We start from the raw sequence: 26,101 nt of genomic DNA on the forward strand, positions 1-26,101 counted from the left end.
AACCCCGATGAGTGACGACCTGACGGCCCGTTTCCTGCGGGCCGCCGCCGACCACCCGCACCGCGTCGCCGTGCGGGCGCAGGACGGCGCCCTCGATTTCGCCGAACTGGACGCGCGCACCGCCGGACTCGCGGCGACGCTGGCCGCCCACGGCGCCGGCCGCGGCAGCCGGGTGGGCGTCCATCTGCGCCGGACCACCGACCTCCTCGTGGCGCTGCTCGCGGTGTGGCGGGCCGGCGCGGCGTACGTGCCGCTGGACCCCGCGTACCCCGCCGAGCGGCTGGCGTTCCTGGCCGCCGACGCCGGGGTCGCTCTGGTGATCAGCGCCGACGACGCGCCCGCGGTGCCCGCCGGACTCGTGATCGTGCGGCCCGGCTCCCGTACCGGCGGGCCGGTCCCGCAGGTCACCTCCCTCCCCGGCGACCCCGCCTATGTCATCCACACCTCCGGGTCCACGGGTCCGGCCAAGGGCGTCGAGGTGTCCCGAGGCAGTGCCGCGTTCCTCGTCGCCGCCCTGGAGGGGATCGGGGCCTACCGCCCGGAGCCCGCCGTCGTCGCATGGAACGCCAGCGTCTCCTTCGACGCGTCCGTGCAGCAGTGGGCCCGGGTGTGCCGGGGCGACACCGTCGTGGTGCTCTCCGACGACGAGCGCGGGGACCCCTCCCGGCTGGCCGCCGTCGTCGCCGAGTTCGGCGTCACCGACCTGGACCTGACGCCTTCGCACTGGGAACTGCTGCGCGAGACCCTGGCCGGCCGCTCCGCCCTGCGCCTGTTCATGGGCGGCGAGCCGGTCCCCGAGCGGACCTGGCGGGAGATCGAGGCGGCCGGGATCACCGCCCTCAACCTGTACGGCCCCACCGAGTGCACGGTCGACGCGACCGCCGCGTGGATCGGCGGTCCCGGTCCGCACATCGGGCGCGCGCTGCCGGGGGTCGGAGCCCGGATCCTCGACGCCGGGCTGCGCCCGGTCGCCGAGGGAGAGACCGGCGAGCTGTACCTCGCGGGTCCGGGCGTCGCCCTCGGCTACACCGGACGGGCCGCCCTCACCGCACAGCGGTTCACCGCCGATCCGGCCGGGCCGGCCGGCGGCCGGATGTACCGCACCGGCGACCTGGCGCGGCAACGCGCGGACGGCGCCCTGGAGTTCGTGGGACGCAGCGACCGCCAGGTCAAGCTGCGCGGCTTCCGGATCGAGCCGGGAGAGATCGAGAACGCGCTGCGGATCGATCCGGACGTACGCGACACCGCGGTGGACGTCAAGGAGTTCGCCCCCGGCGACAGGCGCCTCATCGCGTACGTCACCGGCGGCGCCGGCCTGTCGCCCCAGGACGTCCGCCGGCGCCTGGAGGCCCGGCTGCCCGCGCACATGGTGCCGTCGGAGGTGGTGGCGCTGGCCGCGATGCCCCTGACACCGAGCGGCAAGACCGACTACCGGGCACTGCCCGTCCCCGAGTCCCGGCCCGAGCCCCGGCCGGCGGCCGCGGCCGGAGACCGCGCGGCCGCGGTCCCCGGCTCCCCCGAGCCGCTGCTGCTGGAACAGGTCGCCGAGGTGTGGCGCACCGTGCTCGGCGTCAGCGACGTGGGTCCGTCGGACGACTTCCTGCTGCTCGGCGGGCACTCCCTCGCGGCGCTGCGTGTCGTCCACACGCTGCGCCGCACCCTCGGGGTCGGCCTCCAGCTGCGGCACCTGCTGGACGCCCGCGACCTGGCCGACTTCACCGAGTCGGTGCGGGCCGCGATGGCGGCCGGCCCGGCCACCACGCGGCCGTCCCTGCCGCGGCGCACCACCCAGGACGCGACATGAGCCTTCTCGCGCAGGCACCGACCGGGGGCGGCCGCATTCGCGCCGTGGGCGACTGGTTCCTGGTTCCCCGGCCCCAGTCCGGAAGCGGCTTCCGGCTGTTCTGCTTCCCGCACGCCGGCGGGGACGCCACGGCGTACATCCCGCTGGCGACCGCGCTCGACCCCGTCGCGGAGGTGTGGGCACTGCGGATGCCCGCCCGCGGTGGCCGGCGCCGCCATCCGATGCCGGCGCAGTTCCGCAGGCTGGTGGACGACGTGGTAGAGGCGCTCACCCCCCATCTCGGCGTCCCGTTCGGCTTCTACGGCCAGAGCTTCGGGGCTCTGCTCGCCTACGAGGTGGCCCAGGCGCTGCCCGTGCGCTGCCGCCCGCGGCTGCTGGTGACCGCGTCGGCGCAGCCGCCGTCGGCGTGGGAGGGCGGCGCACCGGCCGAACTGCTCGCCGAGGACCTGCTGCGGCTGGCCGGCATGGGCCACCTGATCGGCACGGACGCCGAGCTACGGCGGCTGGCCCTCGAGACCATCCGCACCGACCTGGCCGTCCGTGCCACCTACCGGTACCGGCCCGCCGCACCGCTGAGCACCGCGCTGCATGCCGTGGTTGGCCGGGACGACCCGATGCTGGACGCCCCCGCCATCGCCGGCTGGGAGGACCACGTACGCGGCCCGTTCGGCCTCACCGTGGTGCCTGGCGGCCATCTGCTCGCCGGCGTGGACGCCCCCGGGCCGGCCGGCCTGCTGTCCTCGCTGATCACCGGGCGCTCCGAGGCGGGCGGACCGCCGGCCCGCCCGCTCACCCCCGCCACCGCCGAGGAGGACCCGTGCTCACCACTGCGATCGATCTGAGCGATCCCGGACTGTGGTCACGCGCGGACCTGCCGGAGATCATCGACGCCCTCAGGGCCGAGGCACCCGTGCACCGCACCGACACGGCCGACGACGGGCCCGTCTGGTCGGTCCTCTCCTACGATCTGGCCGCCGCGGTGCTCCGGGACACCGCCACCTACAGCTCCGAGGGCGGCTCCCTGCTCGGCAGCGGGGAGCATCCGGCCGGCGCCGGCCGGATGATGGCGCTGGCCGACCCGCCCCGCCACCGCCAACTGCGCGCTCCTGCCAACCCGTTCTTCGCCGCCGGCAAGGTCCGGCACGCCGCCGCGAACATCGCGGAGCTCGCCGCCGGCATCGTGGAACGGGCGGTGGAGCTCGGCACGGTCGACCTCGTCGACGCCGTCTCGGCTCTGCCGCTGTCGGTGATGTGCGACCTGCTCGCCGTTCCCGACGAGGATCGCGCCATGGTGGTCCAGGTCTGCGACGAGGCGTTCCTCGGCGACCGCCCGGAGGAGCGCCGGGCCGGGCACCAGCGGCTCATCCCCTACCTGCTCAACCAGGTGATGCTGCGCCGGCGGGAGCCCGGCGACGATCTCATCAGCCGGATGGCCGTGCACCGCGTCAACGGCCGGCTGATGCCGGTCGAGGACGTGGTGCTCAACCTCGACAACATCGTCGTGGGCGGTGTGCAGACCGTGCGCCACACGGCCGCGATCGGCCTGCACACGCTGGCCCGGCGGCCTGACCTGTGGCGCGCCCTGCAGACCGGCGAGGCCCGGCTCGATCCCGCGCTGGACGAGCTCCTGCGCTGGACCTCGGTCGGCCTGCACACCCTGCGCACCGCGTCCAGGGACACGGAACTCGGCGGACACCACATCAGCCGCGGGGACAAGGTGGTGGTGTGGACATGGGCGGCCAACCACGACGGCTCCGCCTTCGACCGGCCGCACGAGATCCTGCTCGACCGCTCCCCCAACCGGCACCTGGCCCTCGGCCTCGGGGCGCACTACTGCGTCGGTGCGCCGCTCGCCAGAGCCGAACTGGTCGGGCTCTTCTCCGCGTTGCTGGAAAAGGTCTCCGTCATCGAACTCGACGGCCCCGCGGAGTACAACCGCTCCATCATCAATTTCGGCCTCCACCGATTCCCGGCGCGGCTCGTCCCTCGATGACGGCCGCCGTCCCGGCCCCGGCGCCCCGAAGGCCCGTCCGCGCACGTTCTCCCGTGCGTGGGGCGGGCCTTCGGCGCTCCCGCCCCCCGAAGGCGACGTACGCGCAGCTCAGCGCCCGCCCGAAGCCGCCTCGCGCCCGTGGCCGGGGCCGGTGAACTTCCGCTCTTCTGCCTGGCCTTCTGCCGCTCGCCTGATCACCGCATTCCTATATTCGAATCACTTCCCGAGAAGGATCCCTCGGAGCCTTCCGGCCCTTTCCGAGCCCTTCCGACGATTCCCAAGGAGCATCCCGCCATGTCGAACCCCTTCGAGGACGAGACAGGTCTCTACAAGGTCCTGGTGAACGACGAGAACCAGCACTCGCTCTGGCCGTCCTGGATCGATGTCCCGGACGGCTGGACGGTCGTCCTGGAGGAGGACACCCGGAAGAACTGCCTCGACTACATCGAGGAGAACTGGACCGACATCCGCCCCGCCAGCCTGCTGGCCTCGCTCGGCGGGCGGTGACACCGATGCTGACCTGGGAGATCACACCGGGCAGCCCGGCCACGACGCACGCCGCGGGCCTGGGCAGCATGGACGGGGCCGCGGCCTGGCTGCGCCGCAACCTGCCGGAGGTGCAGGCGGCCCTGCACACCCACGGAACCGTCTTCCTGCGGGGCCTGCCGGTCGCCACCGTGGAGGACGTCGCGGCGGTGCGCGACATCCTCATCCCCGAGTCGACGCCCTATCGCGAGAAGGCCACCCCCCGCAGTGACTTCGGGCACGGCGTGGCCTCCTCCACGGACCTGCCGCCCAGCCAGTCCATCCGGATGCACAACGAGAACAGCTACACCCTCACCTTCCCCGGGAAGCTGCTCTTCGCCTGTCTGGTGGAACCGCCGGTCGGCGGCGCGACGCCCGTCGCCGACTGCCGCGCGGTGCTGCGGAACCTGCCGGAGCGGATCGCCGACCGCATGCGGTCCCACGGCTGGAGCCTGACCCGCACCTACTCGCCCTACGTGTCCCTCGACTGGCGGAGCGCCTTCGGCACCGACGACCCCGCGGAGGTCGCCGCCTACTGCGCCGAGAACCACATCGCCGTGGACTGGCTGGAGGACGGCCGGCTGCGCACGCGCCAGCTGCGCTCCGGCACCCTCTCGCACCCCACGACCGGCGAGGAGGTCTGGTTCAACCACCTGGCCTTCTGGAACGAGTGGTCCCTGCAGGAGGACATCCGCACCGCCCTGACCGAGGAGTTCGGCCCGGACGGCCTGCCGTTCAACACGGGATTCGGCGACGGCGAACCCCTGACCCGGGAGGACGTCGACCTGATCAACGCCGCCTACGACGCCGCCACGGTCCGCCGAACGTGGCAGCGCGGCGACGTCATGCTGGTCGACAACATCCTTTGCGCTCACGGCCGCGACCCCTTCTCGGGGGACCGCAAGATCGCCGTCGCCATGGGCGAGCCGATCGACCTCATGGACTGCCGGCCCAGTGTCCACCCGGTGGCCGCCGCCGTCTGAACGGCCCCCGGCCCTGTGCGGACCCGCCCGCCGCGCCACACCGCACACCGCCTCCCCCGTGGATCCGAAGTAAAGGAAGAGACCGTGAACCCGGCTTCGTTTGCGCAGCAGCGTCTGTGGCTGATCCAGCAGATCGACGGACCCAGCGCCCTCTACAACCTGCCGTTCGCCCTGCGCCTGGCGGGCGGCCTGGATCCGGCCGCGCTGCGCGCGGCCGTGGCGGACGTGACGGCCCGGCACGAGACGCTGCGCACCGTCTTCCCCACGGTCGACGGCGTACCGGTGCAGCAGGTGGTGGCCGCGGGGACGGAGACCGTCTTCGACACCGTCACCTGCACGCCGGAGGCGTACCCGGCGCTCCGCGACGCGGCGGCCGGGTACGCCTTCGACCTCGAGCGGGACCTCCCGATCCGGGTCACGGTCTTCTCCCTCGGCGACGACGAGCACGTCCTGCTCGTCGTCCTCCACCACATCGCCGGCGACGGCTGGTCCCAGGGCGTCCTGCTGCGCGACCTCACCACCGCCTACACCGCACGCGCCACGGGCAGCGCCCCCCGCTGGGAGGCGCTGCCCCTGCAGTACACCGACTTCGCGGCCTGGCAGCGCGAACTGCTCGGCAGCGACGACGACCCCGGCAGCCTGCTGAACCGTCAGCTCGCCCACTGGCGGACCGTCCTGGCGGGCATCCCCGAGGAACTCGACCTGCCGGCCGACCGCATGCGGCCCGTCGTGGCCGGAGGCGGTGCCGACGGTCACCGCTTCCGGGTGGACGCCGGCACCCACCGCGCGCTCGCCGCCCTGGCCCGCGAGCACCGGGCCACCCTGTTCGCGGTCCTCCAGGCCGGCTGGGCCGCGCTGTTCACACGACTCGGCGCCGGTACCGACATTCCGCTGGGCACCGTGCTGGCCGGCCGGTCCGAGGAGGCGCTGGAGGACCTGGTCGGCTTCTTCGTCAACACCCTGGTCCTGCGCACCGACACCTCCGGCGACCCCACCTTCCGCGACCTCGTCCGGCAGGCGCGCGCCGTGCAGCTGGACGCCCACGAACACCAGGACCTGCCGTTCGAGCGGCTCGTGCAGGAACTCAGCCCCGCCCGTTCCCAGTCCCGCCATCCGCTCTTCCAGGTGATCCTCGCCCTCCAGAACAACGAACCGGCCCGGCTGGAGCTGCCGGGGGTCCGAGCCACCCCCGAACCGCTCGGTCTGCGGGTCGCGAAGTTCGACCTCAACATCGGTATGGAGGAGACCTTCGGCCCGGACGGCACCCCAGCCGGGATCCTGGGCGCGGTCGAGTACAGCACCGACCTCTTCGACGCCGCCACGGTCGAGTCGATGACGGCCCAGCTGCTGCGCCTGCTGGCCGCCGCGGCGACCGACCCCGACCGGCCGATCAGCGGGTACGAGCTGCTGTCCGCCGGCGACCGGTCCCGGATCCTGCACGAGTGGAACGCCACCGCCACGTCGCGCACCGCCGACAGCATCACCTCCGCCTTCGCCGCCCAGGTGGCCCTGCGCCCGCACGCCCTCGCGGTGACCGGCACCGGCACCGGCACCGGCGATCTGACCTACGCCGAACTCGACGTCCGCGCCAACCGGCTCGCCCACCACCTGATCTCCCTCGGGGTCGGTCCGGAGGACACGGTCGCGCTGCGGGTCCGCAGGTCGGCCGAGCTGGTGGTGGCCACCCTCGCCGTGCTGAAGGCCGGCGGGGCCTACCTTCCCCTGCACGACAGCCTGCCGCCGGATCGGGTGGCCTGGCTCCTGGCCGACGCCGGCACCAAGGTGCTGCTCACCGATCGCGGCACCGGCGACCTGGACCTGTCCGGCACCGCGGTCACCGTCCTCGCCCCCGACGCCCCCGACGCGCACCCGGCCACCGAGGCGCACACGTCCACCGACCCGGCGGTCGGGATCCGGCCCGGGCGGCTGGCGTACGTGATGTACACCTCCGGCTCCACCGGGCTGCCCAAGGGCGTCGCCATCTGCCACGCCGACGTGGTCGCGTTCGCCACCGACCGGGGCCCGGGCTTCGGCCCGTCCGACCGGATGCTGCTGCACTCCCCGCACGCCTTCGACGCCTCCACCTACGAGTTGTGGACGCCCCTGCTCAACGGCGGCGCCGTCGTGGTCGCCGAGGAAGGCGCCGTGGACGCCGGTGTGCTGCGGGACGCCACCGCACACCACGGCGTGAACCACGTCTTCCTCACCAAGGGCCTGTTCGACCTGGTCGCCGAGGAGGACCCGGAGGCCTTCGCCGGGCTCCGCGCGGTGCACACCGGCGGTGACACCGCCTCGGTCTCCGCGATGCGCCGCGTCCGGCAGGCCAACCCGGAGCTGCGGCTCGTCAACCTCTACGGCCCGACCGAGGTGACCACCGCCGCCACCCGTCACGACCTGGCCGAGACCGACCTCACCGCGGAAGCGGTGCCGATCGGCACCCCGCTGGACGACACGAGGGTGTACGTCCTCGACGCGGGCCTGCGCCCGGTGGCACCGGGTGTCCACGGCGAGTTGTACGTCGCCGGGGCGGGCGTGGCCCGCGGGTACGTACGGCGTCCGGGGCTGACGGCGGAGCGTTTCGTGGCGTCGCCCTTCGTGCCGGGGGAACGGATGTACCGGACCGGGGACGTGGTGCGGTGGCGTGCCGACGGCCGCATCGTCTTCCACGGCCGGGTGGACGACCAGGTGAAGATCCGGGGTTTCCGGATCGAGCTCGGCGAGATCGAGGCGGTCCTCGGCCGCCACCCGGGGGTGGGCCGCATCGTCCTGGTCGCGCGCGAGGACACCCCCGGCAGCAGGCAACTCGTCGCCTACGTCACCCCGGCCGGCGAGCAGCCCGACCTGGCCGAGCAGCTCAGGCGGTACGCGACCGGGAACCTGCCCGGCTACATGGTCCCGACGGTGATGGTCCTGGACCGGATCCCCACCACCGCCAACGACAAGGTGGACCGGCAGGCCCTGCCGGCACCGGCGGGGGCGGCGCCGGGTGGCCGGGGGCCGCGTTCGCCGCAGGAGCAGATCCTGTGCGGTCTGTTCGCCGACGTGCTGGGTCTGCCGGCGGAGACGGTGGGCATCGACGACGACTTCTTCGAGTTGGGCGGGCACTCGCTGCTCGCGACCCGGCTGGTCTCCCGGGTGCGGGCGACGGTCGGTGGGGAGCTGTCGATCGGGGACCTGTTCCAGGCGCCCACGGTCGCCGCACTGGTGGAGCGGCTGGTGGCCGGGGGCGGCCGGCCGCGGCTGGTCCGCCGGGAGCGGCCCGAGCGGCTGCCGGTGTCCTTCGCGCAGCAACGGCTGTGGTTCATCGGCCAGGTGGAGGGGCCGAGTGCGACCTACAACGTGTCGCTGGCGCTGCGGTTGCGTGGCGCGGTGGACGCTGCGGCGCTGGAGGCGGCGCTGCGCGACGTGGTGGGCCGGCACGAGTCGCTGCGTACGGTGTTCGTGGAGCGCGACGGTACCCCGTACCAGCGGGTGCTGGACGAACGGGAGGTGCCGGGCGGGCTGCTGACGGTGACGGACCGGGACGTGTCGCAGGTGGTGGGGCACGTCTTCGATCTGGCGGCCGACGTGCCGGTGCACGCGTATCTGATCCCGCGAGGACCGGAAGGGCGGAACGGGCCGAACGCGCCGGCTGAACCCGATGAGCCCGGCGGCGAGTACGTGCTGGTGCTGGTCATGCATCACATCGCCAGTGACGGATGGTCGTTGCGGCCCCTGGTGCGCGATCTGGGCGTGGCGTACGGGGCGCGGGTCGAGGGTCGCGCCCCGCTGTGGGCGTCCCTGCCCGTGCAGTACGCGGACTACGCGCTGTGGCAGCGGGAGTTGCTGGGATCCGAGGACGATCCGGGAAGCGTGCTGAGCCGGCAGCTGGAGTTCTGGCGGGGTGCGCTGGACGGTCTGCCGGACGAGCTCGCGCTGCCGGTGGACCGGCCGCGTCCGCAGGTGGCCAGCTACCGCGGTGCCGCGGTTGCGGTGGAGGTGGACGCCGCGATCCATCGTGGGCTGCTGCGGGTCGCGCGGGACCACGGTGTGACGGTGTTCATGGTGCTGCAGGCGGCGTTGGCGACCCTGCTGCACCGGCACGGCGCGGGAACGGACATCCCGATCGGCACGCCGGTCGCGGGCCGCCTCGACGACGCGCTGGACGACCTGGCGGGATATTTCGCGAACACGCTGGTGCTGCGGTCCGATCTGCGCGGACGGCCGTCGTTCGCGCAGGTGCTGGAGCGGACACGGGCGGCGGATCTGGCGGCGTACGCCCATCAGGACACGCCGTTCGAGAAGCTGGTGGAGGAGCTGAACCCGGCCCGTTCGCTGGCCCGGCATCCGCTCTTCCAGGTGATGCTGGCGATGAACAACACCTCCGCCGCCACCCTCGACTTCCCCCACCTGCGGGCAGCCTTCGACCACACCGGCATCACCGCCTCGACCTTCGACCTCACCTTCAACCTCCAGGAGGACCACGAGGACGGCGAGCCGGCCGGGTTCCACGGCGCGCTGGAGTACGCCACCGACCTCTTCGACGCGTCGACCGCGCGGCGGCTGGCAGACGGACTCGTCTCCGTCCTCCGGCAGGTGGCCGCGGACCCCGGGCGGCCGGTCGCCGCCGTGGACGTGGCGCTGCCCGACGACCGCCGGATGCTCGACGCGTGGAACGACACGGCGCTCGCCACCGGCCCCGAGACGGTGACCGAGATCTTCTCGGCACAGGTCCGGCGCACCCCGGACGCCACGGCCCTCGTGCACGGTCCGGTCCGGCTGACCTTCGCCGAACTCGACGCGGCGAGCGACCGGTTGGCGTACCGCCTGGCCGAGTCCGGCGTCGGTCCCGAGACCGTCGTCGCCCTCGCCCTGCCGCGGTCGACGGAGTCGGTCGTGGGCATGCTCGCCGTCCTGAAGGCGGGAGCGGCCTACCTGCCGCTGGACGCGGAGTACCCCGCCGACCGGATCGCGTACATGATCGACGACGCCCGTCCCGCTCTGGCGATCACCTCGCGGGACTGGCCGGCGCCCGCCGCGCTGGCGGCCGTTCCGCTGATCCACGCCGACGGAGACACCCACGGCGGCACGCACGGCGGCACCGGACGCGGCGACGGCGGCGCCTTCCCCGTCGCCCCGGTGTCACCGGCCCACGCCGCCTACCTCATCTACACCTCCGGGTCGACCGGCCGCCCCAAAGGGGTCGTCGTCACCCACGGCGGCCTGGCGAACCTCTACGCCTTCCACCGGAGCCGGATCATCGGGGGTGCCGAACACGACCACCCCGGACGGCGGTTCAGGTTCGCGCTGACGGCGTCGCTGTCCTTCGACACCTCCCTCGAAGGCATCCTGTGGATGGTCGCCGGCCACGAGCTGCACGTCCTGGGTGACGAGGACCGGCGCGACATCACCGGTGTCGTCCGCTACGTCGCCGACGCCGCCGTCGACGTCATGGACCTCACCCCGACCTACGCAGAACAGCTCCTCGCGGAGGGACTGCTGGAGCGGCGCCGGATGCCCCTGCTGATGCTCGGCGGCGAAGCCGCCGGCCAGGCCCTGTGGACGGCCCTGCGGGAGTCCGAGGGCACGGAGGCCCACAACCTGTACGGACCCACCGAGTACACCGTGGACGCGCTCCACGCCCGGCTCTCCGACACCGCGGAGCCGTCGATCGGCCGGCCGCTGGCGAACACTCGGGTGTACGTGCTGGACGAGGGTCTGGTCCCGGTGGCGCCCGGCGTCGCGGGTGAGCTGTACATCGCCGGTGCCGGGATCGCGCGCGGGTACCTGGGACGCCCGGGGCTGACGGCCGGGCGGTTCGTGGCATCGCCGTTCGTGCCCGGCGAGCGGATGTACCGCACGGGCGACCTGGCGCGGCGCCGGGCCGGCGGCGACGTCGAGTACCTGGGACGCACCGACCACCAGATCAAGATCCGCGGCCACCGGATCGAGCCCGGGGAGATCGAGGTCGTACTCGCGGGACATCCGCGGGTGTCCCAGGCGGTGGTGATCGCCGACGGAGCCGGCGGTGGCCCGTCCGGCGGAAACGTGCGGTTGCTGGCGTACGCGGTCGTGGAGCACGCGCAGGGCCGGCCGGTGGTGGACGGGGGTGCCCTGCGCAAGCACCTGGTGGCCGCTCTGCCGCCGTACATGGTCCCGGCGGTGGTGGTTCCGATGGAGGAGCTGCCGCTGACGGCGAACGGGAAACTGGACCGGGCGGCGTTGCCGCGGCCGGAGTCCGGTGCCGTGGTCGGGGCGAGGGCGCCGCGGACCCCGCAGGAGGCGATCCTGTGCGGTCTCGTGGCGGAGGTCCTCGGCCGGCCCCAGGTGTCGCCGGACGACGACTTCTTCGCCCTGGGCGGCCACTCGCTGCTGGCCACGCGGCTGCTCAGCCGGATCCGCTCCACCCTCGGTGCCGAGCTGACCGTCCGGAGCGTCTTCCAGAATCCCACCATCGCCGAACTCGCCCGGCACATCGGTACGGGCGAGCACGCGGCACGGGCGGCCCTGACCGCACGGCCCCGCCCGGCGGCGGTCCCGCTGTCCTTCGCACAGCGGCGCCTGTGGCTGATCGATCGCATGGAGGGACCGAACGCCCTCTACAACGTGCCGATGGCGCTCCGCCTGCGCGGCCGCCTGGACGTCGCCGCACTCACCGGCGCGCTGGCCGACCTGACGGCCCGGCACGAGAGCCTGCGCACGGTCTTCGCCGAGGTCGCGGGTGAACCCGTCCAGCGAATCCTGCCCGCCGCCGACGCCCATCCCGTCGTGGACCTGCTGTCCTGCACCGAGGACGAGCTCCCGGCCGCGCTCGACACGGCCGCCGCGCGCCCGTTCGACCTCGCCCGCGAACTGCCGCTGCGCGCCACCGTGTTGCGCGTCTCCGCCGAGGACCATCTCCTGCTGCTGGTCATGCATCACATCGCCAGCGACGGCTGGTCCATGGGTCCGCTCTCCAAGGACCTGGCCGACGCCTACAGCGCGCGGTGCGCGGACCGCGCCCCGGCCTTCACCCCACTGCCCGTGCAGTACGCCGACTACACGCTGTGGCAGCGGGAGCTGCTCGGCTCCGAGGACGATCCGGACAGCCTCTTCGCGCGCCAGCTGGACTTCTGGCGGTCCGCCCTCGCCCGGCTGCCCGAGGAGCTTCCGCTCCCGACCGACCGGCCGCGCGCCGCCACGACCGGGCACCGCGGCGGCCGGGTGGCCGTACCGCTGGACGCCGGCCTGCACGCCGGACTCACCGCACTGGCCCGCGGCCACCGGGTGTCCCTGTTCATGGTGCTCCAGGCGGCGGTGGCGGCGCTGCTCACCCGGCTCGGCGCCGGCACCGACATCCCGCTCGGCACCGTGCTGGCCGGACGCCCCGACGAGGCACTGGACGATCTGGTCGGCTTCTTCGTCAACACCCTGGTGCTGCGCACCGACACCTCGGGCGACCCGACCTTCGGGGAGCTGCTGGAGAGGGTGCGGGAGACGGACCTGGCCGCCTACACCCACCAGGACCTGCCGTTCGAGCGCCTGGTCGAGGAGCTGAACCCGCCGCGTTCGCAGTCCAGGCACCCGCTGTTCCAGGTGATGCTGGTCCTGCAGAACAACGAGCACGCCGACCTCGAACTGGCCGGGCTCGAGGCGATCGCGCAGCCGACGGGCGCCGGCGGTGCCCGCTTCGACCTCAACTTCGTCCTGGAGGAGTCGTACACCTGCGACGGCACCCCCGCCGGGATCGACTGCGCCGTGGACTTCGCCACCGACCTCTTCGACGCGGACACCGTGCAGGCCATGGCCGACCGCCTGGTCCGGCTGCTCACCCTGGTCGCGGACCGGCCCGGCGCCCGGCTCGGCTCTCTGGACCTCCTGTCCGCGGCCGAGCGGGACACGCTGCGGCGGTGGACGGACTCCGCGGTGCCCGGCCTGGTCGCGACCATCCCCGAACTGTTCCGCGCCCAGGTGGCCCGCACGCCCGGTGCCGTGGCCGTCCTGGACGAGGACGGCGAGCACACGTACGCGGAGGTCGACGCGGCGGCCAACCGGCTCGCCCGCGAGCTGGTCGCCCGCGGCGCGGGCCCGGGGCACACCGTGGCCCTGGCCCTGCGCCGCTCGCTGGCCAACACCGTGGCCCAGCTCGCCGTGCTCAAGGCCGGCGCCGCCTACCTGCCGATCGACCCGGCGCACCCGGCCGACCGCATCGACTACGTCCTGGGGAACACCGGCCCGGAGCTGCTGCTCGGCGAGACCGCGGTCAGGCTGCCCGGAGCCCGCGCCGCCGCCGTGCCGGCGATCGTGCTCGACGACCCGTCGACCATCGCCGGCCTCGCCGCCCTCCCGGGGCACGACCTGACCGACGACGACCGGACGGCGCACCTGACACCCGCGGACGCCGCCTACGTCATCTACACCTCCGGATCGACCGGCCGGCCCAAGGGTGTCGTGGTCCCGCACCGCGGCCTGGGCAGCCTCGTCCACACACTGGCCGAGCGCCTCGCGCTGGGCGCCGGCGACCGCGTCCTCCAGTTGGCCTCCCCCAGCTTCGACGGGTCGGTGGGTGAGACGATGGGTGCGCTGCTGACCGGCTCGACACTCGTGGTGGCGCCGCCCGAAAGGCTCGCGATCGGGCCCGAACTGGTGGGCACCGTCCGTCACTTCGACGTGACCCACCTCATTCTGCCGCCCGCGGCGCTCGCCCCGCTGGAACCCGGCGACCTGCCCTCCGTCCGGGTGCTGACCCTGGTCGGCGAGGCCGTCCCGAACGAGCTCGTCGCCCGCTGGGCCCCCGGCCGGCGGATCGTCAACGGCTACGGGCCCACGGAGTCCACGGTCTGCGCCACGATCAGCCGCCCGCTGCGGGAGTCCGCCGCCACCCCGCCCATCGGCCCCCCGGCGGCCAACACCGTGCTCCACGTCCTGGACGAGCGGCTGCGCCCCGTCGCACCGGGGGTCCGCGGCGAGCTCTACCTGTCCGGAGCCGGCCTCGCCCACGGCTACGCGGCGCAACCGGGCCTGACCGCGGAGCGCTTCGTGGCGTGCCCGTTCGCCCCCGGTCAGCGCATGTACCGCACCGGCGACATCGTGCGCTGGCGCCCCGACGGCCAGCTGGTCTTCCACAGCCGCGTCGACGACCAGGTCAAGATCCGCGGCTTCCGGATAGAACTCGGCGAGATCGAAGCGGTCCTGGGACGCCACCCGGACGTCCAGCACGCCATCGTCACCGTCCGCGAGGACACACCCGGCAGCCGGCAGCTCGTCGCCTACTGCACGGCGGCCGGGCCCCGGGCCGATCTGGCCGCCGACCTGCGGCGGCTGGCGGCGGCGTCACTGCCGGGCTTCATGGTGCCGTCCGCCGTGACGGTCCTCGACGCCTTCCCCCTGAACAGCAGCGGGAAGGTGGACCGCCGGGCGCTGCCCGCCCCGACCGCGGTGGCCTCCGGCGGCCGCGCCCCCCGCACCCCGCAGGAACAGATCCTCTGCGGCCTGTTCGCCGAGGTCCTCGGCCTGACGACCGACACCGTGTCCGCCGACGACGACTTCTTCGAGCTCGGCGGCCACTCCCTGCTCGCCACGCGGCTGATCAGCCGCGTCCGTTCCGCCCTCGGCTGCGAACCCACCATCGGCGACCTCTTCCAGAACCCGACACCGGCCGCCCTGGCCGGACACCTGGCGGGCGGTACCGCCCGGCCCGCCCTTGCTCCCCGCGAGCGCCCCGAACGGGTACCGGTCTCCTACGCCCAGCAACGCCTGTGGTTCATCGGCCAGGTCGAGGGGCCGAGCCCCACCTACAACGTGTCGCTGGGCCTGCGACTGCGCGGCCGGATCGACGCCACCGCGCTCGAAGCGGCGCTGGGGGACGTGGTGCGACGCCACGAGGCGCTGCGCACCGTCTTCGAGGCCCACGACGGAACCCCGTACCAGCGGATCCTCGACGACGTCCCCGGGCCGCTGCTGACCGTCACCGACCGCGCCCCGCAGGAGGTGACCCAGCACGTCTTCGACCTCGCCACCGACCTGCCCCTGCACGCCTACCTGATCCCCCGGGAGCCTGCCGGGGCGGCGTCGCCCGCCGGCCCCGAGGAGTCGGTCCTCGTGCTGGTCATGCACCACATCGCCAGTGACGGCTGGTCACTGCGGCCGCTGGTGCGCGATCTGGGAACGGCCTACGGGGCACGGGTCGAAGGCCGCACCCCCGACTGGACGGCGCTCCCCGTGCAGTACGCCGACTACGCCCTCTGGCAACGGGACACCCTCGGCGCGGAGGACGACCCCGGCAGCCTGCTCGGACGGCAACTGCGGTTCTGGCGCCACACCCTGGCCGGCCTGCCCGACGAACTCCCCCTGCCCGCCGACCGGTCCCGCCCGGCGGTGGCCAGTCACCGCGGCGCGACCGTCCCGGTGGCGATCGACGCCGCCACCCATCGCAGGCTCCACCAACTGGCCCGCGAGCAGGGCGTCACGATGTTCATGGTCCTGCAGGCCGGGCTGGCGACGCTCCTGCACCGCCACGGAGCCGGCACCGACATCCCCATCGGCACCCCCATCGCCGGCCGCCTCGACAACGCCCTCGACGACCTGGCCGGCTACTTCGCCAACACCCTCGTCCTGCGCACGGACCTGCACGGCCGGCCCACCTTCACCGAACTCCTCGCCCGCGTCCGCAGCGCCAACCTCGCCGCCTACGCGCACCAGGACACCCCCTTCGAAAAGCTCGTGGAGGACCTCAACCCCCCGCGCTCGCTCACCCGCCACCCGCTCTTCCAGGTCATGCTGGCCGTCAACAACACCGCTGCCGCCGACCCCGGCCTCCCGTACCTCGACGCCTCTTTCGAGCCGATGGAGGAAGGCGGGACCGCCAAGTTCGACCTTCTGCTCGGCCTCGGCGAGACGCACGACGCCCAGGGGCTGCCGGCCGGCATCGGCGGAGCCCTGGAGTACGCGGCCGACCTCTTCGACGAGGCGACGGCCCGCCGGCTCGCGGCAGCGCTGGAACGGCTGCTCAGCGACATCGCGGAGCGGCCCGAACGCCCGCTGGGCGGTTTCGACGTCCTCGGGCCGGACGAGCGGCGCCTGCTGGCGGCCGGGGCCGCCACCACCCGGACCGTCCCGGAACTCACCGTGGCGCAGCTGTTCGCCGCCCAGGTCCGGCGCACACCCGACGCCGTCGCCCTGGTGCACGGACCGCGGGAGCTGACCTACGCGGAGCTGGACGGCCGCGCCGACCGGCTCGCCCGCCGGCTGGCCGCCGCGGGCGCGGGACCCGAGACACTGGTCGCCCTCGCCCTGCCACGGTCGCCGGACTTCTGGGTGGCCGCGCTCGCCGTGCTCAGAACCGGTGCCGCGTACCTGCCCCTCGATCCTCACCAGCCACGACGCCGCCTCGAGGCGATCATCGCCGAAGCCGGCCCCCGGCTCGCGGTGACCCGGGCGGACGTGGACCTCACCGTGCCGGACGCCGAGGTGCTGCTCGTCGAGGACGACGCGGACGGCGGCGGCGACGCCAGGACCGGTGCCGGGGAGGGCGGCGGCTTCCCCGTGGCCCGGCTGTCCCCGCATCACGCGGCCTACGTCATCCACACCTCCGGGTCGACCGGCCGCCCCAAGGGCGTCGTCGTCACCCACGGGGGCCTGACGAACCTGCTGACCTGGATGGCCGAGCGCTTCCCGCTCACCGCCCGGGACCGCATGCTGGCCGTCGCGACGCCCTCGTTCGACATCTCCGTACCCGAGATCTACCTGCCCCTGCTCGCCGGCGCGTCGGTGGTCGTCGCCGAGGACGACGAGGTCCGCGACCCCGCCGCCCTGGCCTCCCTCGCGGTGCGCTCGGGCGTCACGGTGATGGAAGCGACTCCCAGCCTGTGGCAGTCGGTGCTCGACGACCACGCCGAGCACTTCCGCGGGATGCGCCTGCTCACGGGCGGGGAGGCGCTGCCGTCGGCGCTCGCGACCCGCATGTGCGAGATCGGCGCGGAGGCCGTCAACCTCTACGGGCCCACGGAGACGACGGTGTGGTCCACGGCGGCGCGGCTGGTCTCCACCGACCGGGCGCCGCTGATCGGCCGGCCGCTGGCGAACACCGGGATCCACATCCTCGACGACCACCTCAACCCCGTCCCCCCGGGCGTTCCCGGCGAGCTCTACATCACCGGCACCGGCCTCGCGCGCGGATACCTCGGCCGCCCGGCCCTCACCGCGGAGCGCTTCACCGCCTCGCCCTTCGCTCCCGGCCGGCGCATGTACCGCACCGGCGACGTCGCCCGGCGCCGCCCGGACGGCGACATCGAATACCTCGGCCGCACCGACCACCAGATCAAGATCCGCGGCCACCGCATCGAACCCGCCGAGATCGAGACCGCGCTGACCTCCCACCCCCACGTCACCCGCGCCGTGGTCGTCGCCCACACCCCCCTCCCCGACGGATCCGGAGGCGACAGCAGCGGCACCCGGCTCGTCGCCTACGCCGTCGCACCCCACACCGACGGCTACCCGGTCGTCGACGGCTCCGCCCTCCGCCGGCACCTCGCCCAGCTCCTCCCCGCGTACATGCTTCCCGCCACCGTGATCCCCCTCCCCGAACTCCCGCTCACCCGCAACGGAAAGCTCGACCGCGCCGCCCTCCCCCACCCCCGCGCCACGACCGGCGCCCAGCCCCGGCGGGCCCCCCGCACCCCCCAGGAAACCGTCCTCTGCCACCTCGTCGCCGACGTCCTCGGCCTTCCCGACGTGTCACCGGACGACGACTTCTTCGCCCTCGGCGGCCACTCCCTCCTCGCCAGCCGGCTCCTCAGCCGCATCCGCACCACCCTCGGCGCCGAACTCACCATCCGCACGGTCTTCCAGCACCCCACCGTCTCCGAACTGGCTCACCACATCGCCACCGGGGACGGCGGCGGTTCCCAGGACGCCCTGGGGGCCATGCTGCCGCTGCGGCCCCGGGGCGCACTCCCGCCGCTGTTCTGCCTGCACCCGGCGGCCGGCGTCAGCTCGGTCTACTCCGGGCTGCTGCGTCACATCGACTCCGCACGGCCCCTCTACGGCCTCCAGTCCCAGGTCCTGGCCGGCGCCCAACCGCCGTCCAGCATCGAGGAGATGGCCGCGGGCTATCTGGCGGAGATCCGCGCGGTCCAGCCCTCGGGCCCCTATCACCTCCTCGGCTGGTCCCTGGGCGCCGTGACGGCCCACGCGATCGCCGTCGGGCTCCAGGCCGAAGGCGAGGACGTGGCCCTCCTCGCCCTGCTGGACGGGTATCCCGTCACACCGGGCGGCACCGGCGATCCCGGGCCGGCGGAGGCGGAGGGGGAGGCGGTGGACGCGGACGCGCTGCGCGCCGCGCTGCTGGAGTCGCTCGGCCACGATCCGGCGAACGCCGGGGGCCTCGACGCCCTGACACCCCTGTTCGGAACCGCCGCGGAGACGTTGCCGCGGATCTTCGCCGCACACCAGCGCCTGCTGGGCGAGCACACCCCCGGCGTCTTCCGCGGCGACGCGCTGTTCTTCGGCGCCACCGCGGACAAGCCGCAGGGGTGGCCGTACGCCGACGCGTGGCTGCCCTACATCGAGGGCCGGGTCACCAGCCACGCCGTGGACTGCGCACACGGCGCCATGACGCACCAGGTGCCGATCGCCGCGATCGGCACCGTGATCAACGACGAACTCGGAGCGTGAGCCATGAGTCAGGGTGTCATCGACGGTGTGGCGGCAGTGCAGCCACCGCCGACGCGCTGGGGGCTGTGGGCCGCCCGCGACTTCCGCCGGCTGTGGATCGGAGAGACGTCCAGCGGGCTGGGCACGGCCGTGGGCAACGTGTCGCTGGCGCTCGTCGCCGTCGTCGTTCTCGGTTCGAGCCCCGTCATGACGGGCGTGCTGACCGCTGCGGCCTGGGTGCCGTGGCTTCTCGTCGGGCTGCCGGCCGGTGCCTGGGTGGACCGCTGGCCCCGCCGCAGCGTGATGCTCGTGGGCGACGTGCTGCTGGCCGTACTGTTCGGGAGCATTCCCGTCGCCTACTGGGCGGGGGTCCTCGGCATCGGGCAGTTGGTGGCGGTGGCGCTGCTCGCGGGCACGGTGAAGGTGTTCTTCAGCACCGCCTACGGAGCCGTCCTGCCCTCGCTGGTCCGCTCCGAGGACCTGCTGGAGGCCAACGTCAAGCTGCGCGCCGGCGAGTCGGCGGCGGAGGTGGCCGGACCGGGCGTGGCGGGCCTGCTCGTCCAGGCGGTCGGCGCGGTCACCGGCCTCCTCTTCGACGCCGTCACCTACCTGGTGTCGGCCCTCCTGCTGAGCGGGGTGCACCCGGACGAGCAGCCTCCGCCGGTCACCGAACGGCAGCCCGTCAGGAAGGAGATCGCCGAGGGCGTCCGGTTCGTCGCCCGCGACCCCTATCTGCGCACGCTCGCCTGCTTCGGTGCCCTCGGCAATCTGGCCCTCAACGGTATCCAGGCGGTGCAGACCGTCTTCCTGTTCCGCACGGTGGGGCTCTCCCCCGGCGGGATCGGGGTGGTCTTCGCGGTGGTCAGTCTCGGCGGTCTCGCCGGGGCGGGCTGCGCGGGGCGCGTCGCCCGGCTGTTCGGCGCCGCCCGCGGCCTGCTGGTCTGCATGCTGGTGGTGGCACCGCTGATGTTCCTGGTACCGCTGGCCGGGATGGACGGAGTGCCGCTCGCGGTGAGCGTGGCCGCGTGGGGCCTGGCGGTCGCCGGAGTGGTCGCGGGCAATGTCCTGGCCGGCAGCTTCTTCCAGGGGTACTGCCCCCGTCGGATGCTCGGCAGGATCAGGGCCACCGCGTCCACGGTCAACTACAGCGCCATCCCGCTCGGCGCTCTCCTGGGCGGGTTCCTCGGTGCCGGCTTCGGCACCCGGACGGCCCTGTGGACCATGGCCGCCGTACTGCTCGGCGCCGGCGTCCTGCTGCTGGCGAGCCCGCTGCGGGGACAGCGTGACTTCCCCGCCGCCCCCCGGACCGACTCGTGATCGGCATCCGGCCGTTGACGGCCGCGGACGCCCCGGCCCTCGCCGGTCTGTACCGCGAGAACCGCGAGCATCTGCGGGCCTGGGAGCCCGACGAGCCCGACGACTTCTACACCCCCGAAGGCCAGCGGGCGGCTGTCGAGACGACGCTGCGCGAGAGCCGGAGCGGCCGCCTGCTGGCCTGGCTCATCGTCGACGGCGACCGTCCGCTGGGCCGGGTGAACCTCAACCACATCACGATGGGACCGCTGCGCGCGGGCGAGATCGGCCTCTGGGTGGACCAAGGCCACGTCGGCAGAGGGGTGGCCTCCCGGTCGCTGAGGAGCGTCCTCGGGATCGCCTTCGACGAACTCGGCCTGCACCGCCTCACCGCCTTCGTCCGCACGGACAACCTCGCGTCCCAGCACCTCTTCGAACGGATCGGTTTCCGCCGGTTCGGGCTGTCGGACGGACACGTGTACGTGAACGGCCGCTGGCGGGACGCGATCGGCTACCAGTGCCTCGCTCCCTGGCACGACGACGTCCTCCTGAGCCCCGAGTTCTGAACCCGCCCGCGGACCGGGCCGCCGGCCGGCCTCACCCCGCACCATGCGGATCCCCGCACCACGCGGATCCCCGCACCACGCGCAGTTCCCCGTACCCACGCGCGGATCCCGCGCGCCGTCCCTCCGCCACGGACCACCAGGAGTCCCCCATGAACGCCACCGAGAATCCGACCCGGACCCCCCGCACCCCGCGGCACATGCGGCTGCTGATGTGCCCGCCGGAGCACTTCGACGTGACCTACTCCATCAACCCGTGGATGGACCCGGCCAAGCCCGTCGACACCGGCCTGGCCGTGACGCAGTGGCAGCAACTGGTCGCCGTCTACCGGGACCTCGGCCACACCGTCGAGCTGATCGAACCGCTGCCCGGCTGTCCGGACATGGTGTACGCGGCCAACGGCGCCACGGTCGTGGACGGCAGGGTGCTCGGAGCACGGTTCCGCAACGGGCAGCGCGCCGCCGAAGGCCCCGCCTATCTGCGGTGGTTCCGCGACCAGGGCTACCGCGACACACGGGACCCGGTCGAGATCAACGAGGGCGAGGGGGACTTCCTGCTGGCCGGCCCGTACCTCCTGGCCGGCACCGGATTCCGCAGCGCCCGTGCGAGTCACGCCGAGGCCCAGGAGTTCTTCGGCCGGCCGGTCATCGGGCTCGAACTCGTCGACCCGCGCTTCTACCACCTGGACACCGCCCTGGCCGTCCTCGCGCCGGATCTGGTCGCGTACCACCCGGCCGCCTTCTCGGCCGGCAGCCGGGCCGTGCTGGAACGGCTCTTCCCCGAGGCGGTACTGGCGAGCCCTCAGGACGCGGACGTCTTCGGCCTGAACGCCATGAGCGACGGCCGCCACGTGGTGCTCCCGGAGGCGGCCACCGGCCTTGCCTCGCAGCTGGCCGAGCGGGGCTTCCAGCCGATCGGCGTGGACCTGTCCGAACTCCTCAAGGGCGGCGGCAGCGTGAAGTGCTGCACGCTCGAACTGCGCGACGCGCGGTAGTCCGCCCCGTGGGGACGTCGCCGCGCGGCGCCCGTCCCCACGGGGAACGGCGACCGGCCGGTCCACCGCACCGCACCGTCCCGACCATCGACCAGGAGGGCAGGCGGCCATGCCGCACGACAGCGAACACCTCCCGCCGCCGGAGAACGGCCCGGGTATCCGTCCACGGCCTTCCCCGGGCGAGGTCGCCGTGTGGCTGCTGACGGCCACCGCGCGCGAGGTCGAGGCGGGCGACAGGCTGAGCGGTGTCCTCAGCGACGTGGAGCAGCAGCGCAGGGACTCGCTCGCCCGTGCCGCCGACCGCCGGCTGTACGTCCTCGCGCACGTCGGGCTGCGGGTCGTGCTCGGCGACTATCTCGGCCTCGCCCCCGAGCAGGTGGAGCTGCGCCGCGCGCCGTGCCCGCTCTGCGGCGAACCACACGGCCGGCCCGAGGTGGCGGCCGCCCCGCCCCTCCACTTCTCCCTCTCCCACTCGGGGACGGCGGCGCTGTACGCGGTGGCGGCCGCCCCGGTGGGCGCCGACATCGAGTCCGCCGGGAACCTCTCCGCCACCGACTGGGAGACCCTGCCGGTGCTGCACCCTGCCGAACGTGCGGCGGTCGGCCGCCTGCCGCCGGCCGACCGGCGCACCGCGCTCCTCCACTGCTGGGTCCACAAGGAGGCCTATCTCAAGGGCCTCGGTACCGGCCTCGGCGTCGACCCCATGTCAGTCCTGGTGGGCCTCGGATCCGCCTTCGCCTCGCCGTCCCACCCGCGCCCACCGGGCTGGGGCCTGGCCTCGGTTCCCTCGCCCCGCGGCTACGCGGGCGCCGTGGCCCTCCAGGGCGCCACGGACCCGGTGGTCGTCCCCCACCGCCTCTCACTGGCCGACCACGCCACCGTTCCACCCCCGCCACGTGATCGGTGCTCCCGCCCCGAACTCCGCCCTGAACTCCGCTCCGAACTCCGCTCCGAACTCCCCCTGGGATGACGACCCCACGGTCCCGTGCCGGTCCAGGCACGGGACCGTGGGGTCGTCCGCCCTGGTCCCTTCGCCGGCGTCGACGGCTTCCCTCGCGCCCATGCGCCCACCGGGCCGGGCCGGTGGGCGCATGGGGCGGGGAGGCGGACCGCGGCTACGCGAGCAGTTCCCTGGCGTAGAGGTCGGCGGCCGCCTCGAACCGCAGGACGGCGTGCGAGGCGATGGCGTGCACGTCCCGCCAGCAGCGCTGGACGGTGCTGGTCGCGTCGCAGATGTGTGGCCCGCCGGACCGGATCAGCCGTTCCACGGCCGTGACCAGCAGGTCCACCGCGACGGCGGCGTCCCGGTGGTTGCGCGCGACGGCCAGTGCGGTCACGGGGTCGGCGTCGGCCCTGCGCGCCGCGGCCGTCAGCAGCAGCTCCGCCGCTTCGATCTCGGCGGAGCTGCGGCCCAGGGCCGCACTGAGCGAACCGGTGAGCGGCGCTTTCGCGGCCGCCCAGTCCGTCCAGGAGCGCAGCGCCGTCCGCGCCGCGCCGAGCGCGGGCGCGCACAGGACCAGGCCGCCGACGAGCAGTGCGGGCGCGGTGTGGCAGCGCGGCCCTGCCGTGCCCTCGCCCGACGTCCCGGCGGCGTCGAAGCGGACCGCGTCCGCTGCGGCGCCCGCGGTCCGTGCGCCTGACGCCACGTCCGCGAAGTCGAACGAGCGGTGAGCCGGTACCACGGTCGGTGCGAGTGTCACGGTGTCGCTGCCGGTGCCGCGCAGGCCGGAGCTGTCCCAGGTGGCCGTCACCTCGACGGCCGCGGTGGGCACCGCGAACACCCGCGCCGCGTCCGGCGCGCCGTCCCGCCCCGGTGGCATCCCGGCCCGCGTCCCCGGCTCCGGCTGGCGCGCCGGCCCGGGGTCCACCGTGGCCGCGAGCAGCACCCACGCCGAGTTCCCGACGGCACTGACGCACTCCCAGCGGCCGCTGAGCGACCAGTGCGAGCCGTGACGCACCGCCCGGGCTCCGCGCGGCACCAGGCCGGCGGCGATCCGGGTGTCCGGGGAGGCGGTCCACACCTCGCGCCGGCCCTCCTCGGGCAGCAGCGCGGCGTACCGTCCGTGCGTCGCCCACAGTGCGGCGCACCAGCCGGCCGACGAGCAGTTCTCGGCCAGCTCCGCCACGGCGTGCAGCAGCGAGGTGAAGTCGCCCTGGTGTCCGCCGTGTCCGCGGGGCACGAAGTAGGCGGGAAAGCCGGCCCGGGTCACCGCCGTCACGGTCTCCGGGGCGAGTCCCGGGTCCCGGTCGGCGGCGGCCGCGTGCCGGGCCGCCGTCGACCCGGCGGCGCGCAGCCGCTCGGCCCGCGGCCATGCCGTACGCGACGCGGGGGCCGTGGTGAAGGCCGCTGTCGCCGCGGCGGAGGGCGGCGTGGCCGCGAGGGCGGTGAACGTCGGCGCGGTCGCCGGGACGGTGGGGGTCGTCCGGGTCACCGTCGGCCCCGCTGGCTCGGGATGAGCGGACGCGTGCCCCCGGGCTTCGGCTCCACTCGCTCCACCCGCTCCACCCGCGGTCCCGGTTCCGGCGGTTCCGGTGGTCCGGCGGGTCTCGACCAGACCGTCGTGCCGACCGCGAACGGTCTGCCGCCCTGGTGGATGCTGACCCGCAGCCGGCGCAGCGACGCGCTGCCGGTCGGTTCCGCGGCCTCCTCCACCACGAGCCGGGCCGGCTGGTCGAGTTCGCCGAAGGCCAGACACTGGACCCGCGAGGAGACCAGGGCGAGCGGGGAGTCCCACAGGCCCTCGTTGACCACCAGGTAGCCCAACTGCCGGAATCCCTCCAGGGCCACCATGACCGGGACGTGGTCGCTGGGGTGGTCGAAGTAGATCGCGTGGTTCGTGTCGACCCGCAGCAGCCAGTCGAGGTCCACCGGGTCCCGTTCGAGCACCATGTCCTTGGTGCGCAGCCTGCCGACGGCGGCAGGGGTCACCTGGCGCGGCACCCAGGGGACGCCCACGGTGTCACCATCGGGCACGGTGCGGCCGCGCGCGTCCTTGTGGCGTAACAGCGCGTACATCCGGTCGTCGACCGCGACGCCGCTGATCATGCCGCTGCCGCACACCCGGCCGCCGACGCTGAGCACGACGTCGAGCCGCATCCCGTAACGGCGGGGCGGGCGGCTGCCGTGCCAGGTCCACCGCGCGTCCAGGACGACGTTCAGCGGGGTGGCGCCGACGTTCAGCGGCGCGGTGTCGTCCAGGGAGAAGTCGAGGGCGTCGCCGATGAAGTGGTGGGTCAGCGGGACCGCCAGGTAGGTGTGCGCCAGGTAGACGAACATCTGGCGGATGGTCTCGGCGAAGAGCAGCGGGTCCGCGCGGCCGGCCGCGTCGGGGTGGTAGAGAGCGTGGTCGCGCGGCCATTGCGCGGCGACGAGGAACGTCGTGTCGTCCAGCCGGGCGCTGTCGGTGAGCAGGACCTCGGCGACGGAGGCGCGGTGCACCAGGTTCCTGGGCACCGGTTGCATGAAGGCGAGCCGGTGCCCGGCGTGGGCGAGCGGCTCGGGTGTGGCGTCTGTCGAGGGTGGCGCGTCCGTACTCTGCATCACAATCCCCCTTGTGATCTGATGGTGCGCGAACGAGCGCGATCCCGGGGGGTAGCCCTCCGGGGGTCTCTAAAGATACCTTCATGAAGGTATTATGGGGAAGAGCCTCCCACCAGCCAGGCTCCGACAGCGCGCGCAGCACCTGTACGAAGGGATGGGGCATGAGGCAGGAAACCCGTCACACACCCGCGGCCGGCGACCTCAAACAGGAGCGGGCCATCCGTACTCGTGCCCTGATCCTGGACGCGGCGGCCGAGACGTTCGCCAACAAGGGCTACCCCGACACGACCATGCTCGACGTGGCGCAGCTGACCGGCGCCACCAAGGGAGCGATCTACTTCCACTTCGCGAACAAGAACGCTCTGGCCGCCGCGGTGGCCGACGAGTTCTACACACGGCTGTCCGTTCTCTCCGAGGAGGTCGAGGGGATGGGCCTGCCGCCGTGCGCCGCGGTGGCCGAGCTGCTGCTGCGCACCGGTGCGCTGTTCCGCGACAACAAGATCGCTCAGGCCGGTGCGCGGCTGCAGTTGGAGCACTCGCTGATCGAAGTGCCGCTGCCGACGCCCTTCGTGGGTTTCCTGACGTTCATCTCCCGCCTGCTGCACTTCGCGGAGGCCGACGGCGACCTGCCGGAAGGCGCGGACCCCGACGTGCTCTCACGCGTCCTGGTGTCGGCCTTCTTCGGCGCCCAGCACATGTCCTGGGTGCTCAACGACCGCCAGGACGTGGTGGACCGGGTACAGGAGATCCTCGGGGCGGTCCTGCCCACGACGGCGTCGGCCTGACGGGCGCC

13 protein-coding genes are annotated in these 26,101 nt (G+C 73.9%); 11 read left to right on the forward strand and 2 right to left on the reverse strand.

The annotated features are described in order from the left end of the window. The first annotated feature begins 7 nt into the window (after nt 1-7). The 10 genes from BMW99_RS14215 to BMW99_RS14260 all read left to right on the forward strand — a co-directional run bounded on the left by BMW99_RS14215 (nt 8) and on the right by BMW99_RS14260 (nt 22,737). Nucleotides 8-1,804, forward strand: a complete 1,797-nt coding sequence (locus BMW99_RS14215; RefSeq protein ID WP_069464738.1) for a non-ribosomal peptide synthetase — start codon at nt 8-10, stop codon at nt 1,802-1,804. Next, nucleotides 1,801-2,646, forward strand: a complete 846-nt coding sequence (locus tag BMW99_RS14220; RefSeq protein ID WP_069464737.1) for a thioesterase II family protein — start codon at nt 1,801-1,803, stop codon at nt 2,644-2,646. The genes BMW99_RS14215 and BMW99_RS14220 overlap by 4 nt, the downstream gene beginning before the upstream one ends. Then, a complete protein-coding gene (locus BMW99_RS14225; protein ID WP_069464736.1) occupies nt 2,622-3,797 on the forward strand; it encodes a cytochrome P450 in 1,176 nt (391 codons plus the stop codon). The genes BMW99_RS14220 and BMW99_RS14225 overlap by 25 nt, the downstream gene beginning before the upstream one ends. Nucleotides 3,798-4,091: 294 nt before the next feature. Next, a complete protein-coding gene (locus BMW99_RS14230; protein WP_069464735.1) occupies nt 4,092-4,304 on the forward strand; it encodes an MbtH family protein in 213 nt (70 codons plus the stop codon). A 5-nt stretch (nt 4,305-4,309) separates the two neighbouring features. After that, complete coding sequence (locus BMW99_RS14235) at nt 4,310-5,305, forward strand: TauD/TfdA family dioxygenase (RefSeq protein WP_069464734.1); 996 nt, start codon at nt 4,310-4,312, stop codon at nt 5,303-5,305. 84 nt (nt 5,306-5,389) lie between these two features. Continuing rightward, on the forward strand, nt 5,390-18,937 hold the full coding sequence (locus BMW99_RS14240; RefSeq protein ID WP_177226074.1) for a non-ribosomal peptide synthetase: 13,548 nt from the start codon (nt 5,390-5,392) through the stop codon (nt 18,935-18,937). Nucleotides 18,938-18,940: 3 nt separating this feature from the next. Further along, complete coding sequence (locus BMW99_RS14245) at nt 18,941-20,233, forward strand: MFS transporter (RefSeq protein ID WP_069464609.1); 1,293 nt, start codon at nt 18,941-18,943, stop codon at nt 20,231-20,233. Then, nucleotides 20,230-20,775: a GNAT family N-acetyltransferase gene (locus BMW99_RS14250; RefSeq protein ID WP_069464610.1), complete on the forward strand. Its 546-nt coding sequence runs from the start codon at nt 20,230-20,232 to the stop codon at nt 20,773-20,775. Before BMW99_RS14245 ends, BMW99_RS14250 begins: the two co-directional genes overlap by 4 nt. Nucleotides 20,776-20,924: 149 nt before the next feature. Continuing rightward, nucleotides 20,925-21,767 carry a dimethylargininase gene (ddaH, locus tag BMW99_RS14255; protein WP_069464611.1) on the forward strand — a complete coding sequence of 281 codons (843 nt, stop codon included), beginning with the start codon at nt 20,925-20,927 and terminating at the stop codon, nt 21,765-21,767. Between the two features lie 109 nt (nt 21,768-21,876). Next, nucleotides 21,877-22,737 carry a 4'-phosphopantetheinyl transferase family protein gene (locus BMW99_RS14260; protein ID WP_069464612.1) on the forward strand — a complete coding sequence of 287 codons (861 nt, stop codon included), beginning with the start codon at nt 21,877-21,879 and terminating at the stop codon, nt 22,735-22,737. A 145-nt stretch (nt 22,738-22,882) separates the two neighbouring features. Here the strand turns inward: BMW99_RS14260 and BMW99_RS14265 are convergent, their stop codons facing one another. Together BMW99_RS14265 and BMW99_RS14270 are read right to left on the reverse strand one after the other, a co-directional pair. Beyond that, complete coding sequence (locus BMW99_RS14265) at nt 22,883-24,199, reverse strand: acyl-CoA dehydrogenase family protein (RefSeq protein ID WP_245791453.1); 1,317 nt, start codon at nt 24,197-24,199, stop codon at nt 22,883-22,885. Continuing rightward, entirely contained in the window at nt 24,196-25,308 is a 1,113-nt protein-coding gene (locus tag BMW99_RS14270; RefSeq protein WP_069466973.1) for a ScbA/BarX family gamma-butyrolactone biosynthesis protein, read from the reverse strand. The genes BMW99_RS14265 and BMW99_RS14270 overlap by 4 nt, the downstream gene beginning before the upstream one ends. A 161-nt stretch (nt 25,309-25,469) precedes the next feature. Here BMW99_RS14270 and BMW99_RS14275 point away from each other — a divergent pair, with 161 nt between their 5' ends. Then, nucleotides 25,470-26,093 carry a ScbR family autoregulator-binding transcription factor gene (locus BMW99_RS14275; RefSeq protein ID WP_069466972.1) on the forward strand — a complete coding sequence of 208 codons (624 nt, stop codon included), beginning with the start codon at nt 25,470-25,472 and terminating at the stop codon, nt 26,091-26,093. Nucleotides 26,094-26,101: the final 8 nt, after the last annotated feature.

The sequence above is a fragment of the Actinacidiphila rubida genome (assembly GCF_900110255.1).
GTDB classification, from domain to species: Bacteria; Actinomycetota; Actinomycetes; order Streptomycetales; family Streptomycetaceae; genus Actinacidiphila; species Actinacidiphila rubida.